Source organism: Sphingopyxis sp. (assembly GCF_035686825.1).
Lineage (GTDB): Bacteria > Pseudomonadota > Alphaproteobacteria > Sphingomonadales > Sphingomonadaceae > Sphingopyxis.
In genome coordinates this window covers 256,321-280,746 of record NZ_DASRYZ010000002.1, presented here as the reverse complement: position 1 = coordinate 280,746, position 24,426 = coordinate 256,321, and the positions used below count along the sequence as shown (strand labels likewise).

The window sequence follows — 24,426 nt, the reverse complement described above, 5'->3', positions numbered from 1 at the left end:
TATCGGCCGCAACCCGCCCTAGGCGAACGCCCCGACGCTTTCGATGAACTTGATCACCGAAATCGGTTTCGAGACATAGGCCTCGGCCCCCGCCGCCTTGATCTGTTCCTCGTCGCCCTTGCCCGCATAGGCGGTGACCGCCATGATCGGCACCGCGCGCAGCGTCAGGTCGGCCTTCATCTGGCCGATCAGATCGAGCCCGCTGACATGCGGCAGCTGGATATCCATGATGATCAGGTCAGGGGTGATTTCGCGCGCCTTCGCCAGCGCGTCGCGCCCGTCACGCACCGGATGCGCGCTGTAGCCATGGGCGTTGAGCAGATCGCAGAAGAGGCGGAGGTTGAGTTCATTATCCTCGACGACCAGGATGGTCTTGCCCATGTGCGTTCCGTTCCCCACCTTGCTTGCGCGGCCCGTTTAGGCGAATCGGCCGCACGACACAATTGCATCGCGACGGAGGGATCGAGCGTGCTGGAAGATGATGCGGCGCTGGCGCTTCAGGCGCTCGGGTGGATTTTGAGCGACGAACCGCGCGCCGAACGGCTGCTCGCGTTGACCGGCCTCGCGCCCGACGAACTGCGAGCCTCGCTGGGCGAGCAGGCGACGCTCGCGGCGATCCTCGCTTTCCTCGCGGGCCACGAAAACGACCTTGTCGCCTGCGCCGATGCGTTGCAGGTGCCGCCGGCCAGCATCGCCGCCGCGGCGCAAAGACTCGAAGGAACCCCCGCATGAACCGCCCGCTCGTCATCACCGATTGCGACGAGGTGCTGATGCACATGGTCGTGCCCTTCGCCGAATGGGTCGACACCGAACATGGCGTGATCTTTCGCATCGAGGATGCGAGCTTCGCCAATGCGCTGAAGCGCAAGGAATGCGGCACGCCATTGGAGGCGGCCGAGGTATGGCCGCTGCTCGACGGCTTCTTCCGCACCGAAATGACGCGGCAATATCCGATACCCGGCGCGCTCGCGGCGATGGCCGCGATCGGCGCCGAGGCCGATATCGTCGTCCTGACCAATGTCGGTCCCGAGCACCAGCAGGCGCGGATCGAGCAACTCGCGCTCCATGAATTCCACGCGCCGGTGATCGGCAGCCGCGGCGGCAAGGGCGAGCCAGTGCGCCGCCTGATCGAGCAATATCGGCCCTCGGTCGCCGTCTTCATCGACGATCTGGCCGGCCATCACCAGTCGGTCGCGCAAGAGGCGCCCGACGTGTGGCGGCTGCACCTGATCGGCGAGCCAGCGATCGCCGGCAAGATCGCCCCGGCGAAATACGCCCATGCGCGAATCGACGATTGGAAAGAGGCGCAGGGCTGGATATTGGCGCGCCTCGCCGAAAACATCCCCGCCCCGGCCGCCGAGCCGGTTTAAGAAGGAACCACCCCCATGGATATCGCCGCCAAGATCGCCGAGCTCGGCCTTGAGCTCCCCAAGCCCGCCGCGCCGGTCGCGGCCTATGTGCCGGTCGTCGAGCAGGGCGGCATGCTCTATGTCAGCGGCCAGCTTCCCTTCCGCGACGGGCAGGTCGTGACCGGCCGTCTCGGAGACGATATGGATGTCGCCGGCGGGCAGGATGCGGCGCAGCGTGTCGCGCTGATGCTCGTCGCGCAGATCGGGCAGGCCTTGGGCGGCGACTGGTCGCGCGTCGAGCGCGTCGTCAAGCTTGGCGTGTTCGTCAACAGCGCGCCGAGCTTCACCGATCAGGCGAAGGTCGCCAACGGCGCATCGGAGCTGTTCGAAACGCTGTTCGGCGAAGCGGGCCGCCACGCGCGCGCCGCGGTCGGCGTCGCGGTGCTGCCGCTCGGCGCGGCGGTCGAGGCCGACGCGATCGTCGCGGTGCGCCCGGCGTAGGATGACCTTGAAAAATATCGCCCAAAATCTTTCCGTGTCCTCGCGAAGGCGGGGACCCATCTCCGGTGGGTTCGAAATGGCACCGCCGGGTGATGGGCCCCCGCCTTCGCGGGGGCACGGCGTTTAAGGGCGTCCCGGCATGGCCGAAGCCGACCCGCCCGCCCGGACGATTTCGCTCGGAACCGGCGTCGCCGCGATCGATGCGGCGGCGTGGGATGCGCTGGCGGGTGGCGGCAATCCGTTCGTCGGCCACGCCTTCCTGTCGCTGCTTGAGCAATCGGGCAGCGTCGGGCCGGGCACCGGCTGGCAGGCCGCGCCGCTGCTCGTCGAGGACGCCGCCGGCGCACTCGTCGCCGCGGCGCCCGCCTATCTCAAATCACACAGCCAGGGCGAATATGTCTTCGACCATGCGTGGGCCGATGCGTGGACGCGCGCGGGCGGCGATTATTATCCCAAGCTGCAGATCGCGGCGCCCTTCACGCCGGTGCCGGGCCCGCGACTGCTCGCCAAGGACAAGGGCGACGCGCTGCTGCTGCTCCGCGCCGCCGAGGCGGTGGTGCGGCAGAATCAATTGTCGTCGGCGCATGCGACCTTCGTCGCGCCCGAACAGATGCCGCTGTTCGAGGAGGCGGGCTGGCTCGTCCGCCGCGATATCCAGTTTCATTTCGCGAATACCGGCTATGCCAGTTTCGACGATTTCCTCGCGACGCTGAATTCGCAGAAGCGCAAGCAATTGCGCAAGGAACGGCTGCGCGCGGTCGAGGGGCTGCGCATCGAGGAACTGACCGGCGATGCGATCCGCCCCGAACACTGGGACGCGATGTGGCTTTTCTATCAGGACACCGGCGCACGCAAATGGGGGCACCCCTATCTGACGCGCGCCGCCTTCGACCTGATGGGTGAGCATATGGCGGAGCACATCATCTTGGCCATAGCCTATGACGGCGAAGAACGCCCGGTGGCGGGGGCGCTGCACTTCCTCGGCGCCGACACGCTCTACGGCCGCTATTGGGGATGCCTCACCGAGATCCCCTATCTGCATTTCGAATTATGCTATTATCGCGCGATCGACATCGCGATCGAACGCGGCCTCGCGCGGGTCGAGGCGGGCGCGCAGGGCGGGCACAAGCTCGCGCGCGGCTATGGTCCCGTCGCGACCTGGTCGGCGCATTTCATTGCCGATCCGGGCTTTCGCCGCGCGGTCGCCGATTATCTCGAGCAGGAAAGGCAGGCCGAAGCGGCCGAGATGGAATGGCTGGAAGGGCAGATGCCCTTCAAGCGGAAGGATTAGGCCGCGAAGCGGCGGGCGGCGGGACGGCGCGCCGTCTCATCGAGCCAGGCGCGCGCCTGGCGCTGTGCCTCGGCGATTTCATCGCGCGACATTTCGCTCGACACGTCGGCGCGGCATTGCTGGCCTTCGATATTGCCGCCGAGCGCGGCGAGATTGAACCATTTATGCGCCTGGATCAGGTCGACATCGACCCCACCCGAGCCGGTGGAAAACGCGATACCGAGATCGAAATAGGCGCCCGCATCACCGCGCGCTGCGTCGAGCAAGCGGCTCTCGATCAGATATTGGGCAGACTTCAGACTATTCGCCATGATAACCCCCTTTGCCTCCACCCCACATGGAGACCTCGGGGCCCAAATTTGCGGCTTATGGTCAACAAAGTGTTAACGACGATGTCGTTTTTTGTGGATATTGTCCAAATCTCTCGGAAATCCTTGGGTTTCCGCGCCGATCAACCCACCTGAAGATTGTCGATCAGCCGCGTTTTTCCGATCCGGGCGGCGGCGAGCAGACGCGCCGGCACGCGGAAGGCGCTCAGCCTTTCGAGGCTGTCGGCATCGGCGAGCGCGACATAGTCGACGCTGTCGAAACCGCCCGCAACAATCGCCGCCTCGGCCTTGGCGAGTGTCTCGGCGACGTCGGCGCCGCCCGCGATCGCCCGCGCCGCGGCGTTCAACGCGGCGGGAAGGGCGGGCGCCGCCGCGCGTTGCGCGTCCGAGAGATAGGCGTTGCGCGACGACAGCGCGAGGCCGTCGGCGTCGCGCGCGATCGGCGCACCCAAAATGTCGATGCCGAAATCGAGGTCGCGCGCCATGCGGCGGATGATCGCGAGCTGCTGCCAGTCCTTTTCGCCGAAGATCGCGACGTCGGGGCGGACCTGGTTGAACAATTTCGCGACGACGGTCGCGACGCCATCGAAATGGCCGGGGCGCGCGGCGCCGCAATAATCGGCGCCAAGCTCGGCGACCTCGATATGCGTGCTGTGCCCGCCGGGATACATGGTCGCGACATCGGGCGCCCAGAGCAGGCTCGTCCCCTCCTCGACCAGCAGCGCGGCGTCGCGCGCTTCGTCGCGCGGATAGGCGTCGAAATCCTCGTTCGGGCCGAACTGGGTCGGATTGACGAAGATCGACACGACCGCGTGGTCGGCGACGCGCTTCGCCATGCGAACGAGCGACAGGTGGCCGTCGTGCAGCGAACCCATCGTCGGGACCAGAGCGACGCTCTTCCCCCCCTGTTTCAGTGCCGTAACGGCACGGTGCAGCATCGCGATGTCACGGATGATTTGCACGGCTCGTCGCCCTCCGATATTGGCGCGACTATATCACTTCGCGCGACGGCCGCCCATGCCGTGCCAACAGGAAAATCGCAACGCTCATGACGACGCCCGCACCGCACCGCATCATCTTTGCCAATGAAAAGGGCGGAACGGGAAAATCGACCTGCGCCGTGCATTTCGCGGTCGCGCTGGCGAGTCAGGGCTGGCGCGTCGCGGGCATCGACCTCGACCCGCGCCAGCGCACTTTCCACCGCTATCTCGAAAATCGCGAGAATACGGCGAAGCGCCGCGACATCGCGCTGCCGACCCCGCGCTTCGAAGTGTTCACCGGCTCGACGATCGAGGAACTCGACGCGCAGGTCGCGCGGCTGAGCGTCGACGCCGACTATCTGATCGCCGACACGCCGGGCCGCGACGACGTCTTCGCGCGCCACCTTGCGACGAGCGCCGATACGCTCGTCACCCCGATCAACGACAGTTTCATCGATTTCGACCTGATCGGGCAGGTCGATCCCGAAACCTTCCAGGTGACCCGGCCGAGCTTCTATTCCGAACTGATCTGGGACACGCGCAAAGCGCGCGCCAAGAGCGACGGGCGGACGATCGACTGGATCATCCTGCGCAATCGCCTGCAGCATGTCGATGCGCACAATATGCGCCGCGTCGGCGAGGCGCTGACCCAGCTGTCGCGCCGCGTCGGTTTCCGCGTCATCCCGGGACTCGGCGAGCGCGTCATCTATCGCGAACTTTTCCCCGCCGGCCTCACCCTGCTCGACAAGGCGCATCTGGGCGGCATGGGAATCGGCCACGTCGTCGCGCGGCAGGAACTCCGCGAGGCGATGGGCGGACTGAACCTTCCGGCGCGCGAGCGATTGCACCCGGACGGAGATTTGTTCGCCGCCGCCTGACTTCCTTCTCTCCCCAAGAGGTTCGAATATGACGCACAATTTCCATCCGACGATGCTCCGCGAATATGATATCCGCGGGGTCGTCGGCGACACGCTTTCGGACAAGGATGCCTATGCGATCGGGCGCAGCTTCGCGACGCTGATCCGCCGCGCCGGCGGCAAGCGTGTCGCGGTCGGCTATGACGGCCGGCTGTCGTCGCCGATGCTCGCCGACGCGCTGATCGCGGGTATCAACGCCGCGGGTGTCGATGCGCTGAACGTCGGGCTCGGGCCGACACCGATGCTCTATTATGCCGCATCAACCGAGGATGTGGACGGCGGCATACAGATAACCGGCAGCCACAACCCCCCCGACTATAATGGTTTCAAGATGGTGTTTCAGGGGCGTCCCTTCTTTGGCGCCGACATTCAGCGGATCGGCGAAATGGCCGCCGCGGGCGACTGGGATGATGGCGAAGGCACGTTTGAGAGCATCGACATCGTCGACGCCTATGTCGACCGGCTGGTCGAGGGGTTCGCCGGCGGCGCCTTCCGCATCGGCTGGGACGCCGGCAATGGCGCCGCGGGCACCGTCATCGAGAAGCTGACCGCGCGCTTGCCCGGCGAGCACCACCTGCTGTTTACCGACATCGACGGCCATTTTCCGAACCACCATCCCGATCCGACCGAGGAAAAGAATCTCGCCGACCTTCGGAAGCTCGTCGCCGAGAAGAGCCTCGATTTCGGCGTCGCTTTCGATGGAGACGGCGACCGCATCGGCGCGATCGACGGCGAGGGCCGGGTGATCTGGGGCGACCAGCTGCTGCAAATCTATGCCGCCGCGGTGCTCCAGGACATGCCCGGCGCGACGGTGATCGCCGATGTGAAGGCGAGCCAGGCGCTGTTCGACCGCGTCGCCGAGCTTGGCGGCAAACCGCTGATGTGGAAAACCGGCCATAGTCTGATCAAGGCGAAGATGAAGGAAACCGGCAGCCCGCTGGCGGGCGAGATGAGCGGGCATATCTTCTTCGCCGACCGCTATTATGGCTATGACGACGCGCCCTATGCGGCGGTGCGGCTGATCGAGGCGGCGACCAAGCTGGGGCAGAGCGTCACCGAGTTGCGCGGCGAAATGGCGCCGATGGTCAACACCCCCGAAATGCGCTTCCAGGTCGACGAGAGCCGCAAGTTCGCCATTGTGGACGAAGTTCTGGACCGGCTCGCCGAATCGGGGGCGAAGGTCAACCGCACCGACGGCGCGCGCGTGCTCACCGACGATGGCTGGTGGCTGCTTCGCGCCTCGAACACGCAGGACGTGCTCGTCGCGCGCGCCGAAGCGAAGGACGAGGCGGCGCTGACGCGCCTGCTCGCCGCGATCGACGAGCAGCTCGCCCTGTCGGGGATCGTGCGCGGACCGCAGGCGGCGCACTAAGCGGCCTGCGGCGCCACTTGCGTTGCCTTGCAAAAATCTTGCCAGATTGACGTTCGCCGCGTCGCTGGGGTAACGCCGCTCGGGGGCTAGAAACGGAACCGACCGACCTATGACCGACGACGAATCCACTGTTGGCACGCTGGCCGAGGGCGATCATGGCGTCACCGAGCATCGCGCGCATGTCCGCGAGGATGCGGCGGCGGGCAATGGTCTCGCGGTCATCTCGATCGCGAAAAGCTATGACAAGCGGGTCGTGCTGTCGGACGTCTCGCTGTCGGTCGGCAAGGGCGAGGTCGTCGGCCTTCTCGGTCCGAACGGCGCGGGCAAGACGACCTGTTTCTATTCGATCATGGGGCTGGTGAAGCCCGACGCCGGGCGCATCATGCTCGACGGCGCCGACATCACCGCGCTGCCGATGTACCGCCGCTCGATCCTCGGCCTCGGTTATCTGCCGCAGGAAACGTCGATCTTTCGCGGCATGACCGTCGCACAGAATATCGAGGCGGTGCTCGAACTCGCCGAGCCCGACAAGATCGCGCGCGAACGCCGGCTCGAGGAACTGCTCGACGAGTTCGGCCTCACGCGGCTGCGCGACGCCGCCGCGATGGCGCTGTCGGGCGGCGAACGCCGCCGCGCCGAAATCGCGCGCGCGCTGGCCGCCAACCCGTCGATCATCCTGCTCGACGAGCCTTTCGCGGGCATCGATCCGCTGTCGATCAGCGATATCCGCGACCTGGTCGCGGACCTCAAGACGCGCGGCATCGGCGTGCTGATCACCGACCATAATGTCCGCGAGACGCTCGACCTCGTCGATCGCGCGTGCATCATCTATGACGGCAAGGTGCTGCTTGCCGGCTCCCCGGCCGAACTCGTCGCCGATCCCGAGGTGCGTCGCCTCTACCTCGGCGAAGGCTTTTCGCTGTGATCTTAGTGGTTTGCCGCGACAAAAAATACCGTGTGTCCCCGCGAAGGCGGGGACCCATCTCCGGTGGGTTCAAGTTTGCACCGGCCGGAGATGGGCTCCCGCCTTCGCGGGAGAACGCGGAATAATGAACTAGCCGCCGATGGCGCTCGGTCCGCGTCTCGATCTCCGCCAGTCGCAATCGCTGGTGATGACGCCGCAGCTTCAGCAGGCGATCAAGCTGCTGGCGCTGTCGAACCTCGAACTCGAGGCCTATCTGGCCGAGGCGCTCGAAGGCAATCCGCTGCTCGACGCAGCCTCGGCCGACAGCGACGGCGGCGGCGGTGACGAGCCTGCGGGCGACGCACCCGCGGCCGAGGCCGCGTCGCTCGAAACCGATCAGGCGCTCTCGGCCGATGGCGGGAGCGAAAACGACCTCGACGTCGACCTCGCCGCCGAAAGCTTCCACCACGACAGCGCGAGCGACAATGTCGGGCTGTCGGGCGGCGGCGAGGATATCGATTTCGACAGTTTCGCCGAGCATGAGGGGACGCTCCACGATCATCTGCTGGCGCAGGTCGGCGAGCGGTTCGGCGGCATCGAGGCGATCGTTGCGGGACAGCTTGTCGCGCTGATCGACGAGGCGGGCTATCTGCGCGCCGACCTCGCCGAGCTTGCCGCGCAGCTCGGCGTTCCGCTGGCGCTGGTGGAAACGGTGCTGGCGGGCATCCAGTGCTTCGACCCGTCGGGCGTCGGCGCGCGCGACCTTGCCGAATGTATCGCGATCCAGGCGCGCGAGGCCGACCGTTATGACCCCGCGATGGCGACGATGATCGCGCATCTCGATCTGGTCGCGAAGGGGGCCTTTCCGCAGCTCAAACGCATCTGCGGCGTCGACGACGAGGATCTCGCCGACATGATTCGCGAGCTGCGCGGTTACGATCCGCGCCCCGGCCTCAAATTCGGCGGCGAGGGTGCGCCCGCAGTCGTCCCCGACCTTTATATCCGCCAGACCGCGAAGGGCTGGGCGGTCGAGATCAACAGCGGCACCCTGCCCCGCCTGCTCGTCAACCGCCGCTATTATACCGAGCTGGCTGCGGGCGCCGCCGCCAAGAGCAAGGCGTGGCTTTCCGAGCAACTCGCGGGCGCGAACTGGCTCGTCCGCGCGCTCGACCAGCGCCAGCGCACGATCGTCAAGGTCGCGAGCGAGATCGTGAAGCAGCAGGAGGGTTTCTTCCTGAACGGCGTCGCGCATATGCGCCCGCTGACGCTACGCCAGGTTGCCGAGGCGATCGGCATGCACGAATCGACCGTCAGCCGCGTGACGAGCAACAAATATCTGAGCTGCGCGCGCGGGCTGTTCGAACTCAAATATTTCTTCTCGTCGGGCATCGCCGCGACCGCGGGCGACGGCGCGGTATCGGCCGAGGCGGTGAAGAGCCGGATCAAGGCGATGATCGAGGCCGAGGACGCCAAGGCGATTCTCTCCGACGAGACGATCGCCCAAAAACTGTCGGCCGAGGGCCACGACATCGCGCGGCGCACCGTGGTCAAATATCGCGAGGCGATGGGCTATGGCTCGTCGGTACAGCGGCGGCGGCAAAAGGCTTTGGCGGGGTAACATTATAGTCATCCCGGACTTGATCCGGGGTCCATGCCTTCAGCGCCGCTGTGGATTCCGGATCAAGTCCGGGATGACGAAAAAGGGAAGGCGGCAGTTGACTTTTCGGCCCCATCCCCATAGTTGCGCCGCTTCGCGAGCAACGCTCGAAATTTTACGGAACAGAACGATGAAGATTCGCAACAGCCTGAAGTCGCTGAAGGACCGCCACCGGGACAACCGCGTGATCCGCCGCCGTGGCCGCACCTATGTGATCAACAAGACCAATCGCCGCTTCAAGGCGCGCCAGGGCTGATGTCCCTGCCGGGGCGTTTGCCGCCCCGCGCGCATTTGCGAGCCAGCGTGACGCCGTCGGATGCTTCCGGCGGCGCTTTCGCGTGTCTGGAGTGCCTATGATTCGGCAAAGCGTGATCTTCGACGTCGGCCGCGTCCTCTTCGACTGGGACCTGCGCCACCTGTTCGCCAAGCTGATCGACGACGCGGAGCAGCTTGAGTGGTTCGTCGCCAACGTCGTGACGCCCGAGTGGCATTTCCAGCACGATGCCGGGCGTCCGCTTGTCGAGATGGTCCCCGAACTCAAGGCCGAGTTTCCGGGGCATGACGCGCTGATCGACGCCTATGCGACGCGCTTCAACGAGACGATCCCGGGGCCGGTGCCGGGCAGCCTCGAACTCGTCGAGCGGCTCGATGCCGCTGGCGTGCCGCTCTTTGCGATCACCAATTTCGGCCATGAATTCTGGGAAGGTTTCCGCCCGACTCAGCCGGTGTTCGACCGCTTCCGCGACATCATCGTGTCGGGCACCGAGAAGCTGATGAAGCCCGACCCGGCGATCTATGCCCTCGCGATCGAGCGATTCGGCATCGATCCCGCGGGCGCGGTCTTCATCGACGATGTCGCGAAGAATGTCGCAGGCGCCGAAGCGGCCGGCATCGCGGGGCATCATTTTCGCGGCGCGATGGAGTTGGAACGCGACCTCGTCGCGCGTGGCTATTTGTCCTGACCACCGCCGGGCGCTTTGGCGAGCGTTTCCTTCGCGAGCGATAGCGCGGTTTCGAGCGCCTGGTCGGCGGGGACCGCGACGTCGGGTTTGACCCCGACATCCTGCCAGTTGGTTCGGGTGATCGGGTTGACCGACCGTTTCTCGGGCAGGCTCAGCGCAAAATGCGGGTGCACGCGGCGATATTCGAACGGGTTGGCGCCACCTCCCGTGACTTCGCCGACGATCGTCGCGCGTTTCAGGGCTTGAAGATCGTAAGCCAGCGCTTCGGCGGCCGAGAAGGTGCGCTTGCTGGTCAGGATATAGACCGGCTTCGTGTCGCCGAACCGGCGCCCTTCGGGCGGCGCGGGCGAGACATGGGGCGTCGTCTTGCCGCTCGGACGGTCGAAACTGCCGCTGAGCGGCGACCCCGCGGGAACGAGTTGGCTGATAATTGTGTCGACCGTTTCCATGCCGCCGCCATTCTTGCGCAGGTCGATGATCAGCGCATCGCCCTGCGCCGCGACGGTCATCATCGCGGCAATGACGTCGCCGCCAAGTGCCGGGGGCGGGAAGACGCGGAGGTCTATCAGCATGATATTACCGTCGAGACGTTCGATTTTCTGCACGCCATGATTGACGTGCGCGCCATAATAACGCTCGATCTCCGCGTCGAGAAAGGCCTGGTCGCCGCCGTCGGCGGGGATCGGGCTGGCGCTGTAGTCGACCGCGAAATGCCCGTCGCCCGAAGCTTGCCGCAGCCAGCCGGTCAGTGCTTTGGCGAAGGCGGGGCCGTCGGCCACGTCCCTCCATTGCCCCTTCGCCCGGTGCAACTCTGCAGCTATCCGCTGTCCCTTGTCGGCGTCGACATAGCGCGTCGCGAGCAAGCGAGCGATTTCGTCAATCGTTTGTCCCCGGTCGGCGGCGCTGATCGGCTGCGCCGCGACGGGCAGCGCGAAGCAGGCGAGCGCCAGCAAAAGCAGGGCACGTATCATGGCAAGCGTTCCTTCTTGATGAGATCGCCGAACGACTGGCGTCCGAGTTGTTCGAGGGCGGCATCGACCGTCGCGCCCAAGGGTTGCGGCAGCGCCGCATCGAGCGCCTGCGCGGCGCCAGCGGTCGCGGCCCAGATCGCTTCGAGATCGGGAATCATCGCGCGCGCGCCGACGGTGAGGGCAAAGCGTCGCTCGCGCCGGTCGCGACCGGGCACCGATTCGATCAGGCCTTCGCGCACCATCGTCTGCAACGTCTGGGTGGCGGCGGGCTGGGTGAAGCCGAGCGCGGCGACGCATTCGCCGACCGATGCCGACTCGTGTGCCATGAGCAGCCGGAAATAGGGGTAGAAGCGCGGCCGGAAATTGAGTCCAGCGTCATGATAAGCCTGCTCGACCGCGTCGTCGAGCGCCGCCACCAGCAGCCGCAGACGTGTCCCAAGGCCTGATCGATAGTTCATATATAAGGGCTTATATATATTGCCCTCGTCGAAACAACCCTTGAAATGAGGGCAGCGACCGCTCGCGGTTTAGTCGATGCGGGCTATCGCTATTATTTCTCGACGCCGAGCTGCGTCAGCACGAAGGCATATTCCTCGGCATCCTCGCGTAGCGCGCCCCAGCGGCCCGACTTGCCCGCGTGGCCCGCGCCCATGTTGGTGCGCAGCAGCAGGGTCGCGTCGTTGGTCCGCGTCGCGCGGAGCTTCGCGACCCATTTGGCGGGCTCCCAATAGGTCACGCGCGGGTCGTTGAGCCCCGCCGACACGAGCATCGGCGGATAGGCTTTCGCGGTCACATTGTCGTAGGGGCTGTAGCTCAGCATATAGTCGAACGCCGCCTTGTCGGTGATCGGATTGCCCCATTCGGGCCATTCTCCGGGGGTCAGCGGCAGGTCCTTGTCGACCATCGTGTTGATCACGTCGACGAAAGGCACGCCGGCGAGTACCGCGCCCCACAGCTCGGGCGCCTGGTTATACACCGCGCCCATCACCTGCCCGCCCGCCGAGCGGCCCTCGATCGAAATCTTGCCCGCGCTCGTATATTTGGCGGCGATCAGCCCCTTCGCCACGTCGATGAAGTCGTTGAACGTGTTCTTGCGCTGGTCGGTCTTGCCTGCGAGATACCAGCCGCGGCCGAGGTCGTCGCCGCCGCGGACGTGCGCGATCGCATAGATCATGCCGCGATCGACGAGGCTGAGACGCGTCGTCGAGAAGCCCGGCGGGACGCGGTAGCCGTATGAGCCATAGACATAGAGGTGCATCGGCGCGCTGCCGTCGCGCGGCGTGCCCTTTTTGTACACGAGCGACACCGGCACCGGCGTGCCGTCGCGCGAGGGCATGTGAACCAATTCGGTTTGATAGTCGTCATGATTATAACCGGACGGAATCTCCTGCACCTTCAGCGTTTCGAGCTTGCCGCCCGCGAGGTCGTAATCGAACACCGTGTCAGGGGTGACCATCGATTCATAGTCGAGCCGCAGCTTGTCCTGATGATATTCGGGATTGTCGCCGAGCCCCGCCACATAGGTCGCCTCGGGGAACTGGATCCGGCCGGGGGTCAGCGGCGCATCATATTTGCGGACGTCGACCTGATCGACGCCCTGCTCGCGCGATTCGAGCACGAAATAGTCGCGAAAGACCGACAGGCCGGTGATGTAATTATCATCCGATCCGGGAATCAGCGTCTTCCACGTCCCCGGCGCCCCGATGCTCGCGGTCGCGACGCGGAAATTGGGATGCTCGTCGTTGGTGTGGATGTAGAGCGTGCCCTCGCGCTCATCGACGCTATATTCGCGGCCCTTTTTGCGCGCCGAAACAAGCTGCATCGGTGCTTCGGGGTTATCGGCGGGGAGCAGATAGACTTCGCTCGTTTCGTTATCACCCGTCGCGATGACGATATAATTGTCGGCGGCGGTCTTGCCGATCCCCACGCCGAAGCCGATGTCGGCCTCCTTGTAGAGCAATTTATCCTCGGCGACGGGCGTGCCGAGCTTGTGCAACCGGACATTGTCGGTGCGCCAATTCTCGTTCGCGAGGCCATAGAGGATCGCGTCGTTGCCCGATGTCCAGACGAGCGACGAGAGCGTGCCGGGGATGGTGTCGGGCAGCAGTTCGCCCGTCTCGAGGTTGCGGATGCGCGCCTCGAAGCGTTCGGAGCCATTGTCGTCGAACGAATAGGCCATCAGCTTGCCGTTCGGGCTGACCGACACCTCGGCGAGGCGGAAATAATCCTTACCCGCGGCCATCGCGACCTCGTCGAGGATCAGGACCGGCTCGCCGCCCGCGACGGGTTTCCGGTACCATTTCTTATACTCGGCACCCTCTTCATATTCGACCCAATAGACCCAGTCGCCGTCCTTCTGCGGCACCGAGGAATCGGCTTCCTTGATCCGGCCCTTCATCTCCTGAAACAGCGTTTCGACGAGCTCGGCATGCGGCTTCATCGCGGCGTCGAAATACGCATTTTCCGCCTTCACATAGTCGAGCACGTCCTTGTCATCGATCGTCGGATAGCTTTCGTCCTTCAGCCAATGATAGGGATCGGACAGCGTCTTGCCGTGCAGTGTCGTCTCGTGCGGGCGCTTTTCCGCGACGGGGGCGGCGGACAGGGCGGGGGTCGGGCTGGTCAAGGCGGCGTCTTTCTCTTTGGCGAAAAGCTTGGGGGCGAACAGCGCGGGCGACGCGACAAGCGGGGTGGCAATTGCCGCCAGAAACATCCAAATAGCGCGCATCACAAAATCCCCCGCGGTTTCGCCCCTCTGGGCGGGATCGGGTGATGTAGGAACAAGGAAGCGACCATGTCCAGCCCCGTCCATGCCGAGCGCCTCGCGCGCGTCCGCGCCGAGCTCGCCGCCCGCGGCCTCGACGGCTTCGTCGTGCCGATCAGCGACGAGCATATGAGTGAATATGTCGGCGACTATGCGCAGCGCATGGCGTGGCTGACGGGCTTCGGCGGATCGGCGGGGACCGCGGCGGTGCTGCCCGCAAAGGCGGCGGTGTTCGTCGACGGCCGCTACACGGTGCAGGTCCGCGATCAGGTCGACGGGACGCTGTTCGACTATGTCGGCGTGCCGCAGTCGAGCGTCGCCGAATGGCTCGGCACGAATGTCAGCGCGGGGCAGAAGGTCGGTTATGACCCCTGGCTGCACGGCATCGACTGGGCGCGGGGACTGGAAAAGGCGCTGAAAGCAAAGGGCGCGAGCCTCGTCGCGGTCGAAGCGAACCCGCTCGACGCCGCATGGGACGATCAGCCCGCGCCGAGCGATGCGGTGGTGACCGTTCACGACGCCGCGCTCGCGGGGCAGGGCGCGGTCGAGAAGCGCGAGATCATCGCCGACTGGCTGAAGGCGAAGGGGCTCGATACCACGGTGATGACCGCGCTCGATTCGATCGCGTGGACGTTCAACATTCGCGGCGAAGACGTCAGCCACACGCCGGTGGGGCTCGCGTTCGCGCTGCTCCACGCCGATGCGACCGCCGATCTGTTCATCGCGCCCGAGAAGCTCACCGACGCGGTGCGCGCGCATCTCGGCAACAGCGTCCGCATTCACGACCGCGACGCGTTCGAGGGCGCGCTCGCGGATCTTTCGGGCAAGACGGTCGCGGTCGATCCCGATCGCGCGGTCGCGGCGATCTTCACCGCGATCGAGGGCGCCGGCGCGAAGATCGAGCGTCACCGCGACCCCGCGGTGCTGCCCAAGGCGATCAAGAACGAAACCGAACTCAATGGCACGCGCGCCGCGCATGTGCGCGACGGCGCCGCGGTGTCGCGCTTCCTCAAATGGATGGAAGAGGTCGCGCCGCAGGGCGGGCTCGACGAGCTTGGCGCCGCGGCGAAGCTGCGCGCATTTCGCGATGCAAGCGGCGCGCTCAGGGATCTGTCGTTCGACACCATCTCGGCCGCCGGCCCGAACGGCGCGCTGCCGCATTACAAGGTCGACGAAACGACCAACCGCGCGATCGAAACGGGCACCCTCTACCTCGTCGATTCGGGCGGGCAATATGATGACGGCACGACCGACATCACGCGCACGATCGCGATCGGCACGCCGAGTGCCGAAATGCGCCGCCGTTTCACGCAGGTGCTGAAGGGCCATATCGCGCTCGCGGTCGCGCGCTTCCCGAAGGGGACGCGCGGCAGCCAGCTCGACATTCTCGCGCGCCAGTATCTGTGGGCCGACGGGGTCGATTATGCGCATGGCACCGGCCACGGCGTCGGCACCTACCTCGCGGTCCACGAAGGGCCGCAGCGCATCGCCAAGCCGTCGGGCGGGCAAGCGGGAACCGAGGAGCCGCTGCACGCGGGCATGATCCTCTCGAACGAGCCCGGCTATTACAAGGCGGGCCATTTCGGCATCCGCATCGAGAATCTCGTCGTCGTCACGCCGCAAAGCATCGCGGGCGCCGAGGAGGACATGTTGGGGTTCGAGACGATCACCTTCGCGCCGATCGCGCAGAATCTCGTCGATGCGTCGCTGTTGTCGGGCGCCGAGGCCGACTGGCTCGACGCCTATCATGCCGAGGTGCTGGCGAAGCTCGGGGCCGCGATGGAGGGCGAGGAGCGCGCATGGCTCGAAGCCGCGTGCGCGCCGCTCGACCGCACCCCCGCCGCACTCGCTGCCTGAGGCCGGGATGACCGACGCTCGCAGAGACGTGCCGCTCGACGATTTCCGCGTCCGGGAGCGCGTGCGCGTGCGCTTCAACGAAATCGACGGACAGAATATCGTCTTCAACGCCAACTATCTGGTCTACGCCGACATCGGCGTGACCGAATATTTCCGCGCGCTCGGCGAGGGGCAGCCCGGCCCCTATTTTAACCAATATGGCACAGACATTCGCGAGACGCATTGTGAGATCGACTATCATGCGCCCGCGCGGCTCGATGAATTGATCACGATCGCCGCGCGAATCAGCCGCTTCGGCCGGGCGAGCTTCACGCTGCACTGCGGAATTTTCCGCGAAAACGAACGCCTTACCGACATCGAGATCAGCTACGCGCATATCGACACCGATAGCGGCCAGCCGACGGTGCTGCCGGGGAGCTTCATTGCGGAAGTAAGGCGATTCGAAGCGCGGACGCCGACACAGGGCTGATTCGAACGAGCCGAATCGACCCTCTCAACCAAAAAAGTCGAAAAAAAGGGCCGCCCAAGGGCGGCCCGTGAAAGTTTTGGGAGAGGATGCCTAAAAGGCAAGTGTGATATTGCAGTGCACAATGAATGTTGCAACTGCGAAAAAAGCATCCGCAATTGCATTTTTTGCAATCGAGAACGCTCGCAGCCGCCATTCGGTGCAATCGACGCGACGCGCCGCTTCCTCTCGCAAATCGCTGCGACATCGCCTAAATTGCGCCGATGGGAATGTTCAACAAAGTCGATGTCGGCGGCGGCCTGTCCGATTTCTGGTCCTATATCCGCGAACCGCGTCCGCACCGCTGGGCGATCTGGGGGGTCGCGCTCGCGCTGACCTGGATCGTCTTCAACGGGATCGAACAATATCTGATCCCTTATGAGAAGCCGAAGGCGCAGATCATCTATTTCGAGAATTGGAAAGCGACGCGCAGCGCCGATGAGATCCGCGCCGACTGGGTAGCGCGCGCCAAGGAGACGACGCGCCGCAATGCCGAGAAGCGCGCCGAATATCAGCGTTTCGCTGACAGCCTGGGCATCGAATATGATTCGAGCGAGGCCGACAAGGTGACGCGCGAAACGCTGGGCGAAGAGGCGGCCGCAGCTGCGAAGGAAAAGCCCGCGCCTGTGCAGACGCGCTCGACGCTCGCCGAACGCGCGGCGCGCGGCACGCCGCCCAAACCCGCCGACTGACCGGATGCGCCGACCGACCGCCGACGCCGACTGGATGGCGGTTGCCATCGCGCTGTCGCGGCGCGGGCGGCCGGCGGCGGCGCCGAATCCCAATGTCGGCTGCCTGATCGTCAACGACGGCACCGTCGTCGCGCGCGGTTGGACCCAGCCCGGCGGACGCCCCCATGCCGAAGCAATGGCGCTCGCCGCGGCGGGCGGCGCCGCGCGCGGGGCGACCGCCTATGTCACGCTCGAACCCTGCGCCCATGCGAGCCCGCGCGGCCCGGCGTGCAGCGACGCGCTGATCGCCGCCGGTATCGCGCGCGTGGTGATCGCCGCGCAGGACCCCGACCCGCGCACCGACGGCAAGGGCATAGCGCGGCTGCAGGACGCCGGGATCGAAGTGGTCTTCAATGTCCTTCCCACCGAGGCGCGCGCCGCGATGGCGCCGTGGTGGACGCGGCAGGCCGAGGGCCGCCCCTTCGTGACGCTGAAGCTCGCGACGTCGCTCGACGGCTGTATCGCGATGGCCGACGGGTCGAGCCGCTGGATCACCGGCGAGCGCGCCCGCGCGCACGGCCATCTCGAACGCGCGAGCCATCAGGCGATCCTCGTCGGGCGCGGGACGCTCGACGCCGATGCGCCCAAGCTCGACGTGCGCCTGGCCGGACTTGAGGATCGCGGCCCCGAGAAGCTTTTGCTGACCTCCGGCAAAGCGCCCGACGGCTGGACCGTCGTTGCCTCACCCGAATCGATCGACCGCGTTGATTCGCTACTCGTCGAGGGCGGCGCCGGCGCGGCATCGGCCTTTCTCGCCGCCGACCGCGTCGACCGGCTTTTGCTCTATCGCGCGCCGATCCTGATCGGCGGCGGCAGATCCGCGCTCGGCGACATCGGCCTCGCCGATCTCGCGCAAGCGCACGGCCGTTGGCGCCTTGCCGACAGCCGGATGCTTGGCAGCGACCGGCTCGACGTCTACGAGCGCATCAGGATTATTTGAGGACGCATATGTTCACCGGCATCATCACCGACATCGGCACCATCCGCAGCCGCGAGGATCGCGGGGATACGCGGCTCGTCATCGAGACCGCCTATGATGTGGGCGGCATCGATATCGGCGCGTCGATCGCCTGCTCGGGGGCGTGTCTGACGGTCGTCGATAAGGGTGTGGACGCGGACAGCAACGGGCCCGGCGGTTGGTTCGCGATCGACGCGAGCGGCGAAACGCTCGCGCGCACCGCGCCGGGGATGTGGGACCAGGGGCGGCGCCTCAACCTCGAACGCGCGCTCAAGATCGGCGACGAGCTTGGCGGGCATATCGTCACGGGCCATGTCGACGACATCGGCCGTATCGTGTCGGTCGAGCCGGTCGGCGACAGCGTGACGGTCACCGTCGCGGCGCCCGCGTCGCTCGCGCCGCATATCGCGCCCAAGGGCTCGATCACCGTCGACGGCGTGTCGCTGACGGTCAACGAAGTGACCGACCAGCCGGACGGCGAAGCGCATTTCACGCTCAACATCATCCCGCATACGCAGGAGATGACGACGCTGAACGAAGCGGCGGCGGGGCGCCCGGTCAATCTCGAGATCGATATCCTCGCGCGCTATCTCGCGCGGATGCAGGCGCGGGGATAGTTCCGCGACGAACAGACAAGGAGGGCGTATGACAAGCGTGCTTCATGGCTCCTGCCTGTGCGGTGAAGTTCGTTTCGAAATCGACGGAAAAATTGGCCCCGCCGGCCAATGTCATTGTTCCAAGTGCCGAAAAGTCTCGGGTACGGACGGCAATGCGGTCTTCTATGCGCCCGCCGCCAGCTTTCGTTGGCTGGCGGGGGAAGACATGATCCAGCGTTTCGCCGTTCCCGACGGTAGCGGCTGGTCGTCGCATTTCTGTCGGCAATGCGGCAGCCCGGTGCCGCTGAGCGGCAATGACGGAAAGTTTCTTTTTGTCCCGGCTGGCTTGCTTGACGAAGACCCGGGATTTCGCGGCTACGCGGCCCATATTTTCGTCGGTTCAAAAGCGCCCTGGGTGTGCATCTCCGATGCGGCGCCGCAATATGAAGCTGGCTTCGATTCGGCGCGGATCGATCCCGACTAGCCCTCGATCCACCCGGCCGCCAATTCGGGGTCGGCGGCGAGCATCGAGCGCCGCATCGCGAGCCGCCCGATCCTGAGCAGCTCGGCCTTGCGCCGCGCGGGCGCGAGGTTGCAGCTCGCGGCTTCGCGCACCACCGCCGCGCCATAGCGGTCGGCGACGATCAGCCCCGACGTTTCGGGTCGGTAATCGGGCGTGTCGAGGATCGCCGGGTCGAGCCCCGAGGCGAGCGCCCAATAGAAGCGGTCGCACCAGTCGCAATAGTCGGGCCATTTTCCGTCGCCGTGGAGGTCGGCGCGGCTGACCTTGATCTCGACGATCGTGATATTGCCCTTGGCGTCGATCGCGGTGAGGTCGGTGCGCCGCCCGTTGGGCAGCGGCACTTCGGGGATCGCGACAAGCCCCTGCTGTGCGAACAGCCGGCATACGCCGCGCGCGACGTGTGCGGCGGTGATTCCCATTTCGGTACCGGCACCGGCTAGTCCAGCCACGCTATTACCTTAAGCCGCTCGCCCTGAGCCTGTCGAAGGGCCGTTCTCGTTTCCCGCAACGTAGCAAAGAAAAGTACGGCGCTTCGACAGGCTCAGCGCGAGCGGGATTTTGATGGAGAAATCAGAACGGGACGTCGTCGTCGAGATCGTCGTCGAAGGGCGGGCGTCCGCCGCCGCTCGAACCGCCGCCGAAACCGCCGCCCGAGGAGCCGCCGCCACCGCCGCCCTGGTTCCAGCCGCCGCCCGAACCACCGCCCGACGAACCGCCGCTCCACTCATCACCGCCACCGCCGCGCGAGCCGCCGCCACCGCCGGGCGCGCCGTCGAGCATGGTCAGCGTGCCGCCCATGCCCGCGATCACCACTTCGGTCGTGTAGCGGTCGTTGCCGTCGCGGTCCTGCCATTTGCGGGTGCGCAGCGAGCCCTCGATATAAACCTTCGAGCCTTTTTTGAGGTAACGCTCGACGACGCCGACCAGCCCTTCGCCGTTGATCACGACATTATGCCATTCGGTGCGCTCCTTGCGCTCGCCGCTCATCCGGTCCTTCCACTGTTCGCTGGTCGCGATGCGGATATTGGCGATCTTGCCGCCATTCTGGAACGATTTGATTTCGGGATCGGCGCCGAGGTTGCCGATGAGAATTACCTTGTTGACGCTGCCAGCCATCCGCCGCTCCGCTCCGCTTGAAGATTGGGAGGATCAGCCGAGTCCGAAGGCGACGGCCGTCCAGTAAGTGATACCAGCAGCGGCATAGGCGAGCAGGAACAAATAGCCAACCATGAACATGGGCCATTTCCAGCCATTGGTCTCGCGCCGCGTGATCGCGATGGTCGAAATGCACTGCGGCGCGAAGACGAACCAGGCGAGGAAGGCGAGGGCGGTCGCGAGGCTCCACTTGCCCTGCAGCCGTTCGCCAAGCGACTCGGCCATCGCCTCCTCATCGTCGCCGGCGTCGATCGCGTTGGCGGTCGCCATCGCCGACACCGCAACCTCGCGCGCCGCCATCGCGGGGATCAGCGCGAGCGCGATATCGTGGTTGAAACCGATCGGCGCGACGACGACTTCGAGCCCGCTCGCGATGCGGCCCGCGACGCTATATTCGACCTGGCTCTCGCCCTCGGGTGCCTGCGGGAAGGTGAGCAGCAGCCACAGCACGACCGTGGTCATCGCGATGATCGTGCCCGCGCGGCGCAGGAAGATCCACGCGCGCTGCCACAGGCCGAGCAGAACGTCGCGCAGTTGCGGCATCTGGTAGCGCGGCATTTCCATCATGAAGCCCGCGCCCGCGCCCTTCGCGACCGTGCGGCGGAGCGCGAAGGCGACGACGAGTGCGCCGACGATGCCGGCAAGATAGAGGCCGAACAGCACGAGCCCCTGCAGCCCGATGCCCGTGCCGCCGACGCCGCGGTTCGGGATGAAGGCGGCGATGATTAGCGCATAGACGGGAAGCCGCGCCGAACACGTCATCAGCGGCGCGATCAGGATCGTCGTCAGCCGGTCCTTCTCGTCGGGGATCGCGCGCGTCGCCATGATGCCGGGCACCGCGCAGGCGAAGCTCGACAGCAGCGGGATGAAACCACGCCCCGACAGGCCGACCTTGCCCATCAGCCCATCCATCAGGAAGGCCGCGCGCGTCATATAACCCGAGGCTTCCAGAAGCAGGATGAAGAGGAAGAGGATCAGGATCTGTGGCAGGAAGACGACGACCGCGCCGACTCCCGCGAGCAGGCCTTCGACGACAAGGTCGCGCAGGAAATTCTGCGGGATATTGTCGACCACCCACGTCTGCATCGCGCCGACGAGCCCTTCGAGCGCGTCGGCGGGCGGCCCGGCCCAGGCATAGACCGCCTGGAACATCACGAACATCAGCGCGAGCAGGATCACCATCCCGGCGACTGGATGCAACACGATATTGTCGACGCGCTGGGTCCAGCGGCGCACCGGGGTTTCGCTGACGATCGCGGCCTTCGCGATCGCGCGGGCGCGCTGGTGAAGCGCGGCGTCGCTCGCTTCGGCGGGCGCGGCGACGCCGCGCGATGCATGCGACTGGATCGCGCCGTCGACCGCGACGAGCAGCTCGGTCAGCCCGCGCTTGCGCACCGCGACGGTGGGCACGACGGGGACGCCGAGCTCCTTCGACAATCGCTCGGCGTCGAGCGTCAGTCCATCGCGGGTCGCGAGATCGACCATGTTGAGCGCGACGACGGTCGGCAGACCGAGAGCGAGCAGTTCGATCGCGAAGCTCAGATGATTGTCGAGGTTCGCGGCGTCGAGCACGACGATCAGCGCGTCGGGGCGCGTCTCGCCTTCCTGACGGCCAAGCACGACATCGCGCGTCACCGCTTCGTCGAGGCTCGCGGGCGTCAGGCTGTAGGTGCCGGGCAGATCGATCAGCGACAGCGGCCGGCCGTCGGCGAAGCTCGCATGTCCCGCCTTCCGCTCGACGGTGACGCCGGGATAGTTGGCTATCTTCTGCCGCGCTCCGGTCAGCGCGTTGAACAGGCTCGACTTGCCGGCGTTGGGATTGCCGACGAGCGCGACCGAGGGAATCGCCGCCGTCATGCCGCGGGCTCCACTTCGATCGCCGCAGCTTGTCTGGCGCGGATGATCACCTTCATGCGGCCGACGGTCAGCGCGAGCGGATCGCGCGAAAAGATGCTGCCGCGATGGTGCGGCGTGACTTCGCACCCTTCCATCAGGCCGAATTCGCGCAGGCGCCGTCCCTCGTCTTCGGACATGGCATTCCAGTCGATGCGGGCGATCCGCACCATCACGCCCAGCGGCGATTTGTCGAGCAAAGCAGTCATTTGCGAGCGATTATCAATAACAACCGCCGAGCGCCAGTCCTTTATCGAAACGCGTCAGCGCCCCGGATAGCGTAGACGCCCGACGAAGCGCGCGAGGCTGGGCCGTTCGATGCTGTGCGCGGCGCGGCGGTGCTTCCAGCTTTCGAAGCGCATCACCTGGTCGATGCGGCGCGCGAGGAAGGCGCGCGTATCGGCGAAATCCTCGCTCTCGTCGTTCAGGAACACCGCCATCGTCGAGCCATAGACGGCGCCGAGAATCGCGCGCTTGCTGTAATGATTATAGTCGGTCGCGGTGTCGCCCGCGAGGCGCCACATATGATCGGCGGCGCGCCAGCCGAGCTTCGCGGCGTGCGGTGCGTTGGTCGGCAGCGCGAGCAGCGCGAGCGCGCGACGGAGCGATTCGCGGGTGCCGGCGAGCAGATCGATGCGCGTTTCGACGAGCGTCGTGATCCGTTCGCGAATCTTGAGCGCCCCGAGCTTTTCGGCGGGCCAGCGCGCTTCCATCGCGGCGTCGATATCGGCGAACCACGCGTCGACCATGTCGCGCGGGCCGCCGGGAAAGGCGAGGCGCGCGACGTCGGGGTCAACGCCGACGCGCGCGGCGGCATCGGCGAGCGCGGCGTCGCCGAAACCGTCGAAAGCCGCCGATGCGGCAATCAGCGGCGCGAGCGCGGCGCGAATCTCGTCGAGGGTCGGGTCAGCGGGCAAGATGGAAGCCATAAATGTCAAATAGGCCGCACCGCGCGGTTCGGCAACCGCACCCGTATCGCGCGCGTCGACGCGCACCTTCTTCGCTGTCATTTAGATTTTCTTTTGCTACTCACCATTGTGCCGGCCCCGCTGCGTCCATAGCTTCGCGGGCCAAGGCGGCGGCCGATGGGGCCGCGCGCAACGAAAGTGAATGTGGAGGAAATATGGCCGTATCCCTGTTCGATCCGATCAAGCTGGGCGCGATCGACGCGCCGAACCGCATCATCATGGCGCCGCTGACCCGCGGCCGCGCCGGACCGGGTTTCGTGCCCAACGAGCTGGCGCGCGAATATTATCGCCAGCGCGCGTCGGCGGGGCTCATCATTTCCGAAGCCACCGGCATTTCGCAGGAAGGGCTCGGCTGGCCGTCGGCGCCCGGCCTCTGGACCGACGCGCAGGTCGAGGGTTGGAAGCCGGTGACCGACGCGGTTCACGAAGCTGGCGGGCGGATCGTCGCGCAGCTCTGGCATATGGGACGCGTCGTCCATTCGGTGTTCAACGACGGCAAGCCGCCGGTTTCGGCGTCGGCGACGCAGGCGCCGGGCAAGGCGCACACGCCCGTCGGCCGCCGCGAATATGAAGTTGCGCGCCCGCTCGAGCTTGGCGAAATCCCGCGTGTCATCGCCGATTACGCCAAGGCGGCCGAAAATGCGAAGCGTGCCGGATTCGACGGCGTGCAGCTGCACGGCGCGAACGGCTATCTGATCGACCAGTTTCTGCGCGACGGGTCGAACCTGCGCGACGACAATTATGGCGGTCCGGTCGAAAACCGCATCCGCCTGCTCCGCGAAGTCACCGAGGCGCTGATTTCGGTCTGGGGCAAGGACCGGGTCGGCGTGCGCCTGTCGCCCAACGGCGACACGCAGGGCGTCGACGACAGCGCGCCCGAAAAGCTGTTTCCGATCGCCGCCGCGGCGCTGGGTGCGCTCGGCATCGCCTTCCTCGAACTGCGCGAACCCGGACCCGAGGGCACTTTCGGGCGTACCGATGTGCCGAAACAGTCGCCTTCGATCCGCGCGGCTTTCAAGGGTCCGCTGATCCTCAACAGCGACTATGATGTCGCGCTCGCCGAACAGGCGCTCGCCAGCGGCACCGCCGACGCGATCGCCTTCGGCCGGCCGTTCATCGGCAACCCCGACCTCGTCGAGCGGATCCGGCACCGCGCCGAATGGGCGGCCGACAATCCGCAGACCTGGTATTCGCCGGGCCCCGAAGGCTACACCGACTATCCGGCGCTGCAGCCGGCGTAACA

General features: G+C 66.0%; 28 protein-coding genes. 17 read left to right on the top strand and 11 right to left on the bottom strand.

Going from position 1 to position 24,426, the window contains the following annotated elements:
* Window positions 1–18: 18 nt before the first annotated feature.
* The gene (locus VFG17_RS02615) at window positions 19–381 is read right to left on the bottom strand and encodes a response regulator (protein ID WP_136176111.1); all 363 of its coding nucleotides are present in this window, start codon (window positions 379–381) and stop codon (window positions 19–21) included.
* An 87-nt stretch (window positions 382–468) separates the two neighbouring features.
* On the opposite strand from VFG17_RS02615, the gene VFG17_RS02610 reads away from it, so the two are divergent.
* The 4 genes from VFG17_RS02610 (at window position 469) to VFG17_RS02595 (ending at window position 3,141) form a co-directional block, all read left to right on the top strand.
* Entirely contained in the window at window positions 469–732 is a 264-nt protein-coding gene (locus VFG17_RS02610; protein ID WP_325027906.1) for a DUF3572 family protein, read from the top strand.
* On the top strand, window positions 729–1,370 hold the full coding sequence (locus tag VFG17_RS02605) for an HAD family hydrolase (RefSeq protein WP_325027905.1): 642 nt from the start codon (window positions 729–731) through the stop codon (window positions 1,368–1,370). The genes VFG17_RS02610 and VFG17_RS02605 overlap by 4 nt, the downstream gene beginning before the upstream one ends.
* A gap of 15 nt (window positions 1,371–1,385) precedes the next feature.
* Complete coding sequence (locus tag VFG17_RS02600) at window positions 1,386–1,850, top strand: RidA family protein (RefSeq protein ID WP_325027904.1); 465 nt, start codon at window positions 1,386–1,388, stop codon at window positions 1,848–1,850.
* A gap of 139 nt (window positions 1,851–1,989) precedes the next feature.
* Window positions 1,990–3,141 (top strand): GNAT family N-acetyltransferase, encoded by a 1,152-nt coding sequence (locus tag VFG17_RS02595; protein WP_325027903.1) that lies wholly within the window; start codon window positions 1,990–1,992, stop codon window positions 3,139–3,141.
* Here the strand turns inward: VFG17_RS02595 and VFG17_RS02590 are convergent.
* Both VFG17_RS02590 and panC read right to left on the bottom strand, forming a co-directional pair.
* Window positions 3,138–3,452, bottom strand: coding sequence for a hypothetical protein (locus VFG17_RS02590; RefSeq protein WP_325027902.1), 315 nt, complete (start codon window positions 3,450–3,452; stop codon window positions 3,138–3,140). The two genes, VFG17_RS02595 and VFG17_RS02590, sit on opposite strands and share 4 nt — an antisense overlap.
* 140 nt (window positions 3,453–3,592) lie before the next feature.
* Window positions 3,593–4,432 (bottom strand): pantoate--beta-alanine ligase, encoded by an 840-nt coding sequence (gene panC, locus VFG17_RS02585; RefSeq protein WP_325027901.1) that lies wholly within the window; start codon window positions 4,430–4,432, stop codon window positions 3,593–3,595.
* Window positions 4,433–4,518: 86 nt separating this feature from the next.
* Here panC and VFG17_RS02580 point away from each other — a divergent pair, with 86 nt between their 5' ends.
* The 6 genes from VFG17_RS02580 to VFG17_RS02555 all read left to right on the top strand — a co-directional run bounded on the left by VFG17_RS02580 (window position 4,519) and on the right by VFG17_RS02555 (window position 10,262).
* Window positions 4,519–5,328 (top strand): division plane positioning ATPase MipZ, encoded by an 810-nt coding sequence (locus VFG17_RS02580; RefSeq protein WP_325027900.1) that lies wholly within the window; start codon window positions 4,519–4,521, stop codon window positions 5,326–5,328.
* A 28-nt stretch (window positions 5,329–5,356) separates the two neighbouring features.
* Window positions 5,357–6,739 carry a phosphoglucomutase/phosphomannomutase PgmG gene (gene pgmG / locus VFG17_RS02575; RefSeq protein ID WP_325027899.1) on the top strand — a complete coding sequence of 461 codons (1,383 nt, stop codon included), beginning with the start codon at window positions 5,357–5,359 and terminating at the stop codon, window positions 6,737–6,739.
* A gap of 109 nt (window positions 6,740–6,848) precedes the next feature.
* Window positions 6,849–7,664: an LPS export ABC transporter ATP-binding protein gene (gene lptB, locus VFG17_RS02570; protein ID WP_325027898.1), complete on the top strand. Its 816-nt coding sequence runs from the start codon at window positions 6,849–6,851 to the stop codon at window positions 7,662–7,664.
* A 139-nt stretch (window positions 7,665–7,803) separates the two neighbouring features.
* Entirely contained in the window at window positions 7,804–9,261 is a 1,458-nt protein-coding gene (gene rpoN / locus VFG17_RS02565; RefSeq protein ID WP_325027897.1) for an RNA polymerase factor sigma-54, read from the top strand.
* A 169-nt stretch (window positions 9,262–9,430) separates the two neighbouring features.
* Window positions 9,431–9,556 carry a type B 50S ribosomal protein L36 gene (gene ykgO / locus VFG17_RS02560; protein ID WP_003046794.1) on the top strand — a complete coding sequence of 42 codons (126 nt, stop codon included), beginning with the start codon at window positions 9,431–9,433 and terminating at the stop codon, window positions 9,554–9,556.
* A 97-nt stretch (window positions 9,557–9,653) separates the two neighbouring features.
* Window positions 9,654–10,262, top strand: a complete 609-nt coding sequence (locus VFG17_RS02555) for an HAD-IA family hydrolase (protein ID WP_325027896.1) — start codon at window positions 9,654–9,656, stop codon at window positions 10,260–10,262.
* Here VFG17_RS02555 and VFG17_RS02550 read toward each other — a convergent pair.
* From VFG17_RS02550 to VFG17_RS02540, 3 genes are all read right to left on the bottom strand, one after another.
* Window positions 10,250–11,233 (bottom strand): S41 family peptidase, encoded by a 984-nt coding sequence (locus tag VFG17_RS02550; RefSeq protein ID WP_325027895.1) that lies wholly within the window; start codon window positions 11,231–11,233, stop codon window positions 10,250–10,252. The genes VFG17_RS02555 and VFG17_RS02550 overlap by 13 nt on opposite strands.
* Window positions 11,230–11,691 carry a helix-turn-helix domain-containing protein gene (locus VFG17_RS02545; RefSeq protein ID WP_325027894.1) on the bottom strand — a complete coding sequence of 154 codons (462 nt, stop codon included), beginning with the start codon at window positions 11,689–11,691 and terminating at the stop codon, window positions 11,230–11,232. The genes VFG17_RS02550 and VFG17_RS02545 overlap by 4 nt, the downstream gene beginning before the upstream one ends.
* A gap of 92 nt (window positions 11,692–11,783) precedes the next feature.
* A complete protein-coding gene (locus VFG17_RS02540) occupies window positions 11,784–13,961 on the bottom strand; it encodes a S9 family peptidase (RefSeq protein WP_325027893.1) in 2,178 nt (725 codons plus the stop codon).
* 66 nt (window positions 13,962–14,027) lie between these two features.
* Between VFG17_RS02540 and VFG17_RS02535 the strand changes: the two genes are divergently transcribed.
* The 6 genes from VFG17_RS02535 to VFG17_RS02510 all read left to right on the top strand — a co-directional run bounded on the left by VFG17_RS02535 (window position 14,028) and on the right by VFG17_RS02510 (window position 19,128).
* Window positions 14,028–15,854 (top strand): aminopeptidase P family protein, encoded by a 1,827-nt coding sequence (locus tag VFG17_RS02535; protein ID WP_325027892.1) that lies wholly within the window; start codon window positions 14,028–14,030, stop codon window positions 15,852–15,854.
* A 7-nt stretch (window positions 15,855–15,861) separates the two neighbouring features.
* The gene (locus tag VFG17_RS02530; protein WP_325027891.1) at window positions 15,862–16,323 is read left to right on the top strand and encodes a thioesterase family protein; all 462 of its coding nucleotides are present in this window, start codon (window positions 15,862–15,864) and stop codon (window positions 16,321–16,323) included.
* A gap of 266 nt (window positions 16,324–16,589) precedes the next feature.
* Window positions 16,590–17,051, top strand: a complete 462-nt coding sequence (locus VFG17_RS02525) for a hypothetical protein (protein WP_325027890.1) — start codon at window positions 16,590–16,592, stop codon at window positions 17,049–17,051.
* 4 nt (window positions 17,052–17,055) lie between these two features.
* Window positions 17,056–18,030, top strand: a complete 975-nt coding sequence (gene ribD / locus VFG17_RS02520) for a bifunctional diaminohydroxyphosphoribosylaminopyrimidine deaminase/5-amino-6-(5-phosphoribosylamino)uracil reductase RibD (RefSeq protein WP_325027889.1) — start codon at window positions 17,056–17,058, stop codon at window positions 18,028–18,030.
* A gap of 8 nt (window positions 18,031–18,038) precedes the next feature.
* Window positions 18,039–18,665 carry a riboflavin synthase gene (locus VFG17_RS02515; protein WP_325027888.1) on the top strand — a complete coding sequence of 209 codons (627 nt, stop codon included), beginning with the start codon at window positions 18,039–18,041 and terminating at the stop codon, window positions 18,663–18,665.
* Window positions 18,666–18,693: 28 nt separating this feature from the next.
* Window positions 18,694–19,128 carry a GFA family protein gene (locus VFG17_RS02510; RefSeq protein WP_325027887.1) on the top strand — a complete coding sequence of 145 codons (435 nt, stop codon included), beginning with the start codon at window positions 18,694–18,696 and terminating at the stop codon, window positions 19,126–19,128.
* Here VFG17_RS02510 and VFG17_RS02505 read toward each other — a convergent pair.
* The 5 genes from VFG17_RS02505 to VFG17_RS02485 all read right to left on the bottom strand — a co-directional run bounded on the left by VFG17_RS02505 (window position 19,125) and on the right by VFG17_RS02485 (window position 23,144).
* On the bottom strand, window positions 19,125–19,586 hold the full coding sequence (locus VFG17_RS02505; protein WP_325028296.1) for an MmcB family DNA repair protein: 462 nt from the start codon (window positions 19,584–19,586) through the stop codon (window positions 19,125–19,127). The genes VFG17_RS02510 and VFG17_RS02505 overlap by 4 nt on opposite strands.
* Before the next feature lie 151 nt (window positions 19,587–19,737).
* Window positions 19,738–20,283, bottom strand: coding sequence for a single-stranded DNA-binding protein (gene ssb, locus VFG17_RS02500; protein ID WP_325027886.1), 546 nt, complete (start codon window positions 20,281–20,283; stop codon window positions 19,738–19,740).
* Between the two features lie 33 nt (window positions 20,284–20,316).
* Window positions 20,317–22,179: a ferrous iron transporter B gene (gene feoB / locus VFG17_RS02495; RefSeq protein ID WP_325027885.1), complete on the bottom strand. Its 1,863-nt coding sequence runs from the start codon at window positions 22,177–22,179 to the stop codon at window positions 20,317–20,319.
* Window positions 22,176–22,424 carry a FeoA family protein gene (locus tag VFG17_RS02490; RefSeq protein ID WP_037556128.1) on the bottom strand — a complete coding sequence of 83 codons (249 nt, stop codon included), beginning with the start codon at window positions 22,422–22,424 and terminating at the stop codon, window positions 22,176–22,178. Before VFG17_RS02490 ends, feoB begins: the two co-directional genes overlap by 4 nt.
* A 54-nt stretch (window positions 22,425–22,478) precedes the next feature.
* On the bottom strand, window positions 22,479–23,144 hold the full coding sequence (locus VFG17_RS02485) for a COQ9 family protein (RefSeq protein ID WP_325028295.1): 666 nt from the start codon (window positions 23,142–23,144) through the stop codon (window positions 22,479–22,481).
* Window positions 23,145–23,338: 194 nt separating this feature from the next.
* Between VFG17_RS02485 and VFG17_RS02480 the strand changes: the two genes are divergently transcribed.
* Window positions 23,339–24,424, top strand: a complete 1,086-nt coding sequence (locus VFG17_RS02480; protein WP_325027884.1) for an alkene reductase — start codon at window positions 23,339–23,341, stop codon at window positions 24,422–24,424.
* Window positions 24,425–24,426: the final 2 nt, after the last annotated feature.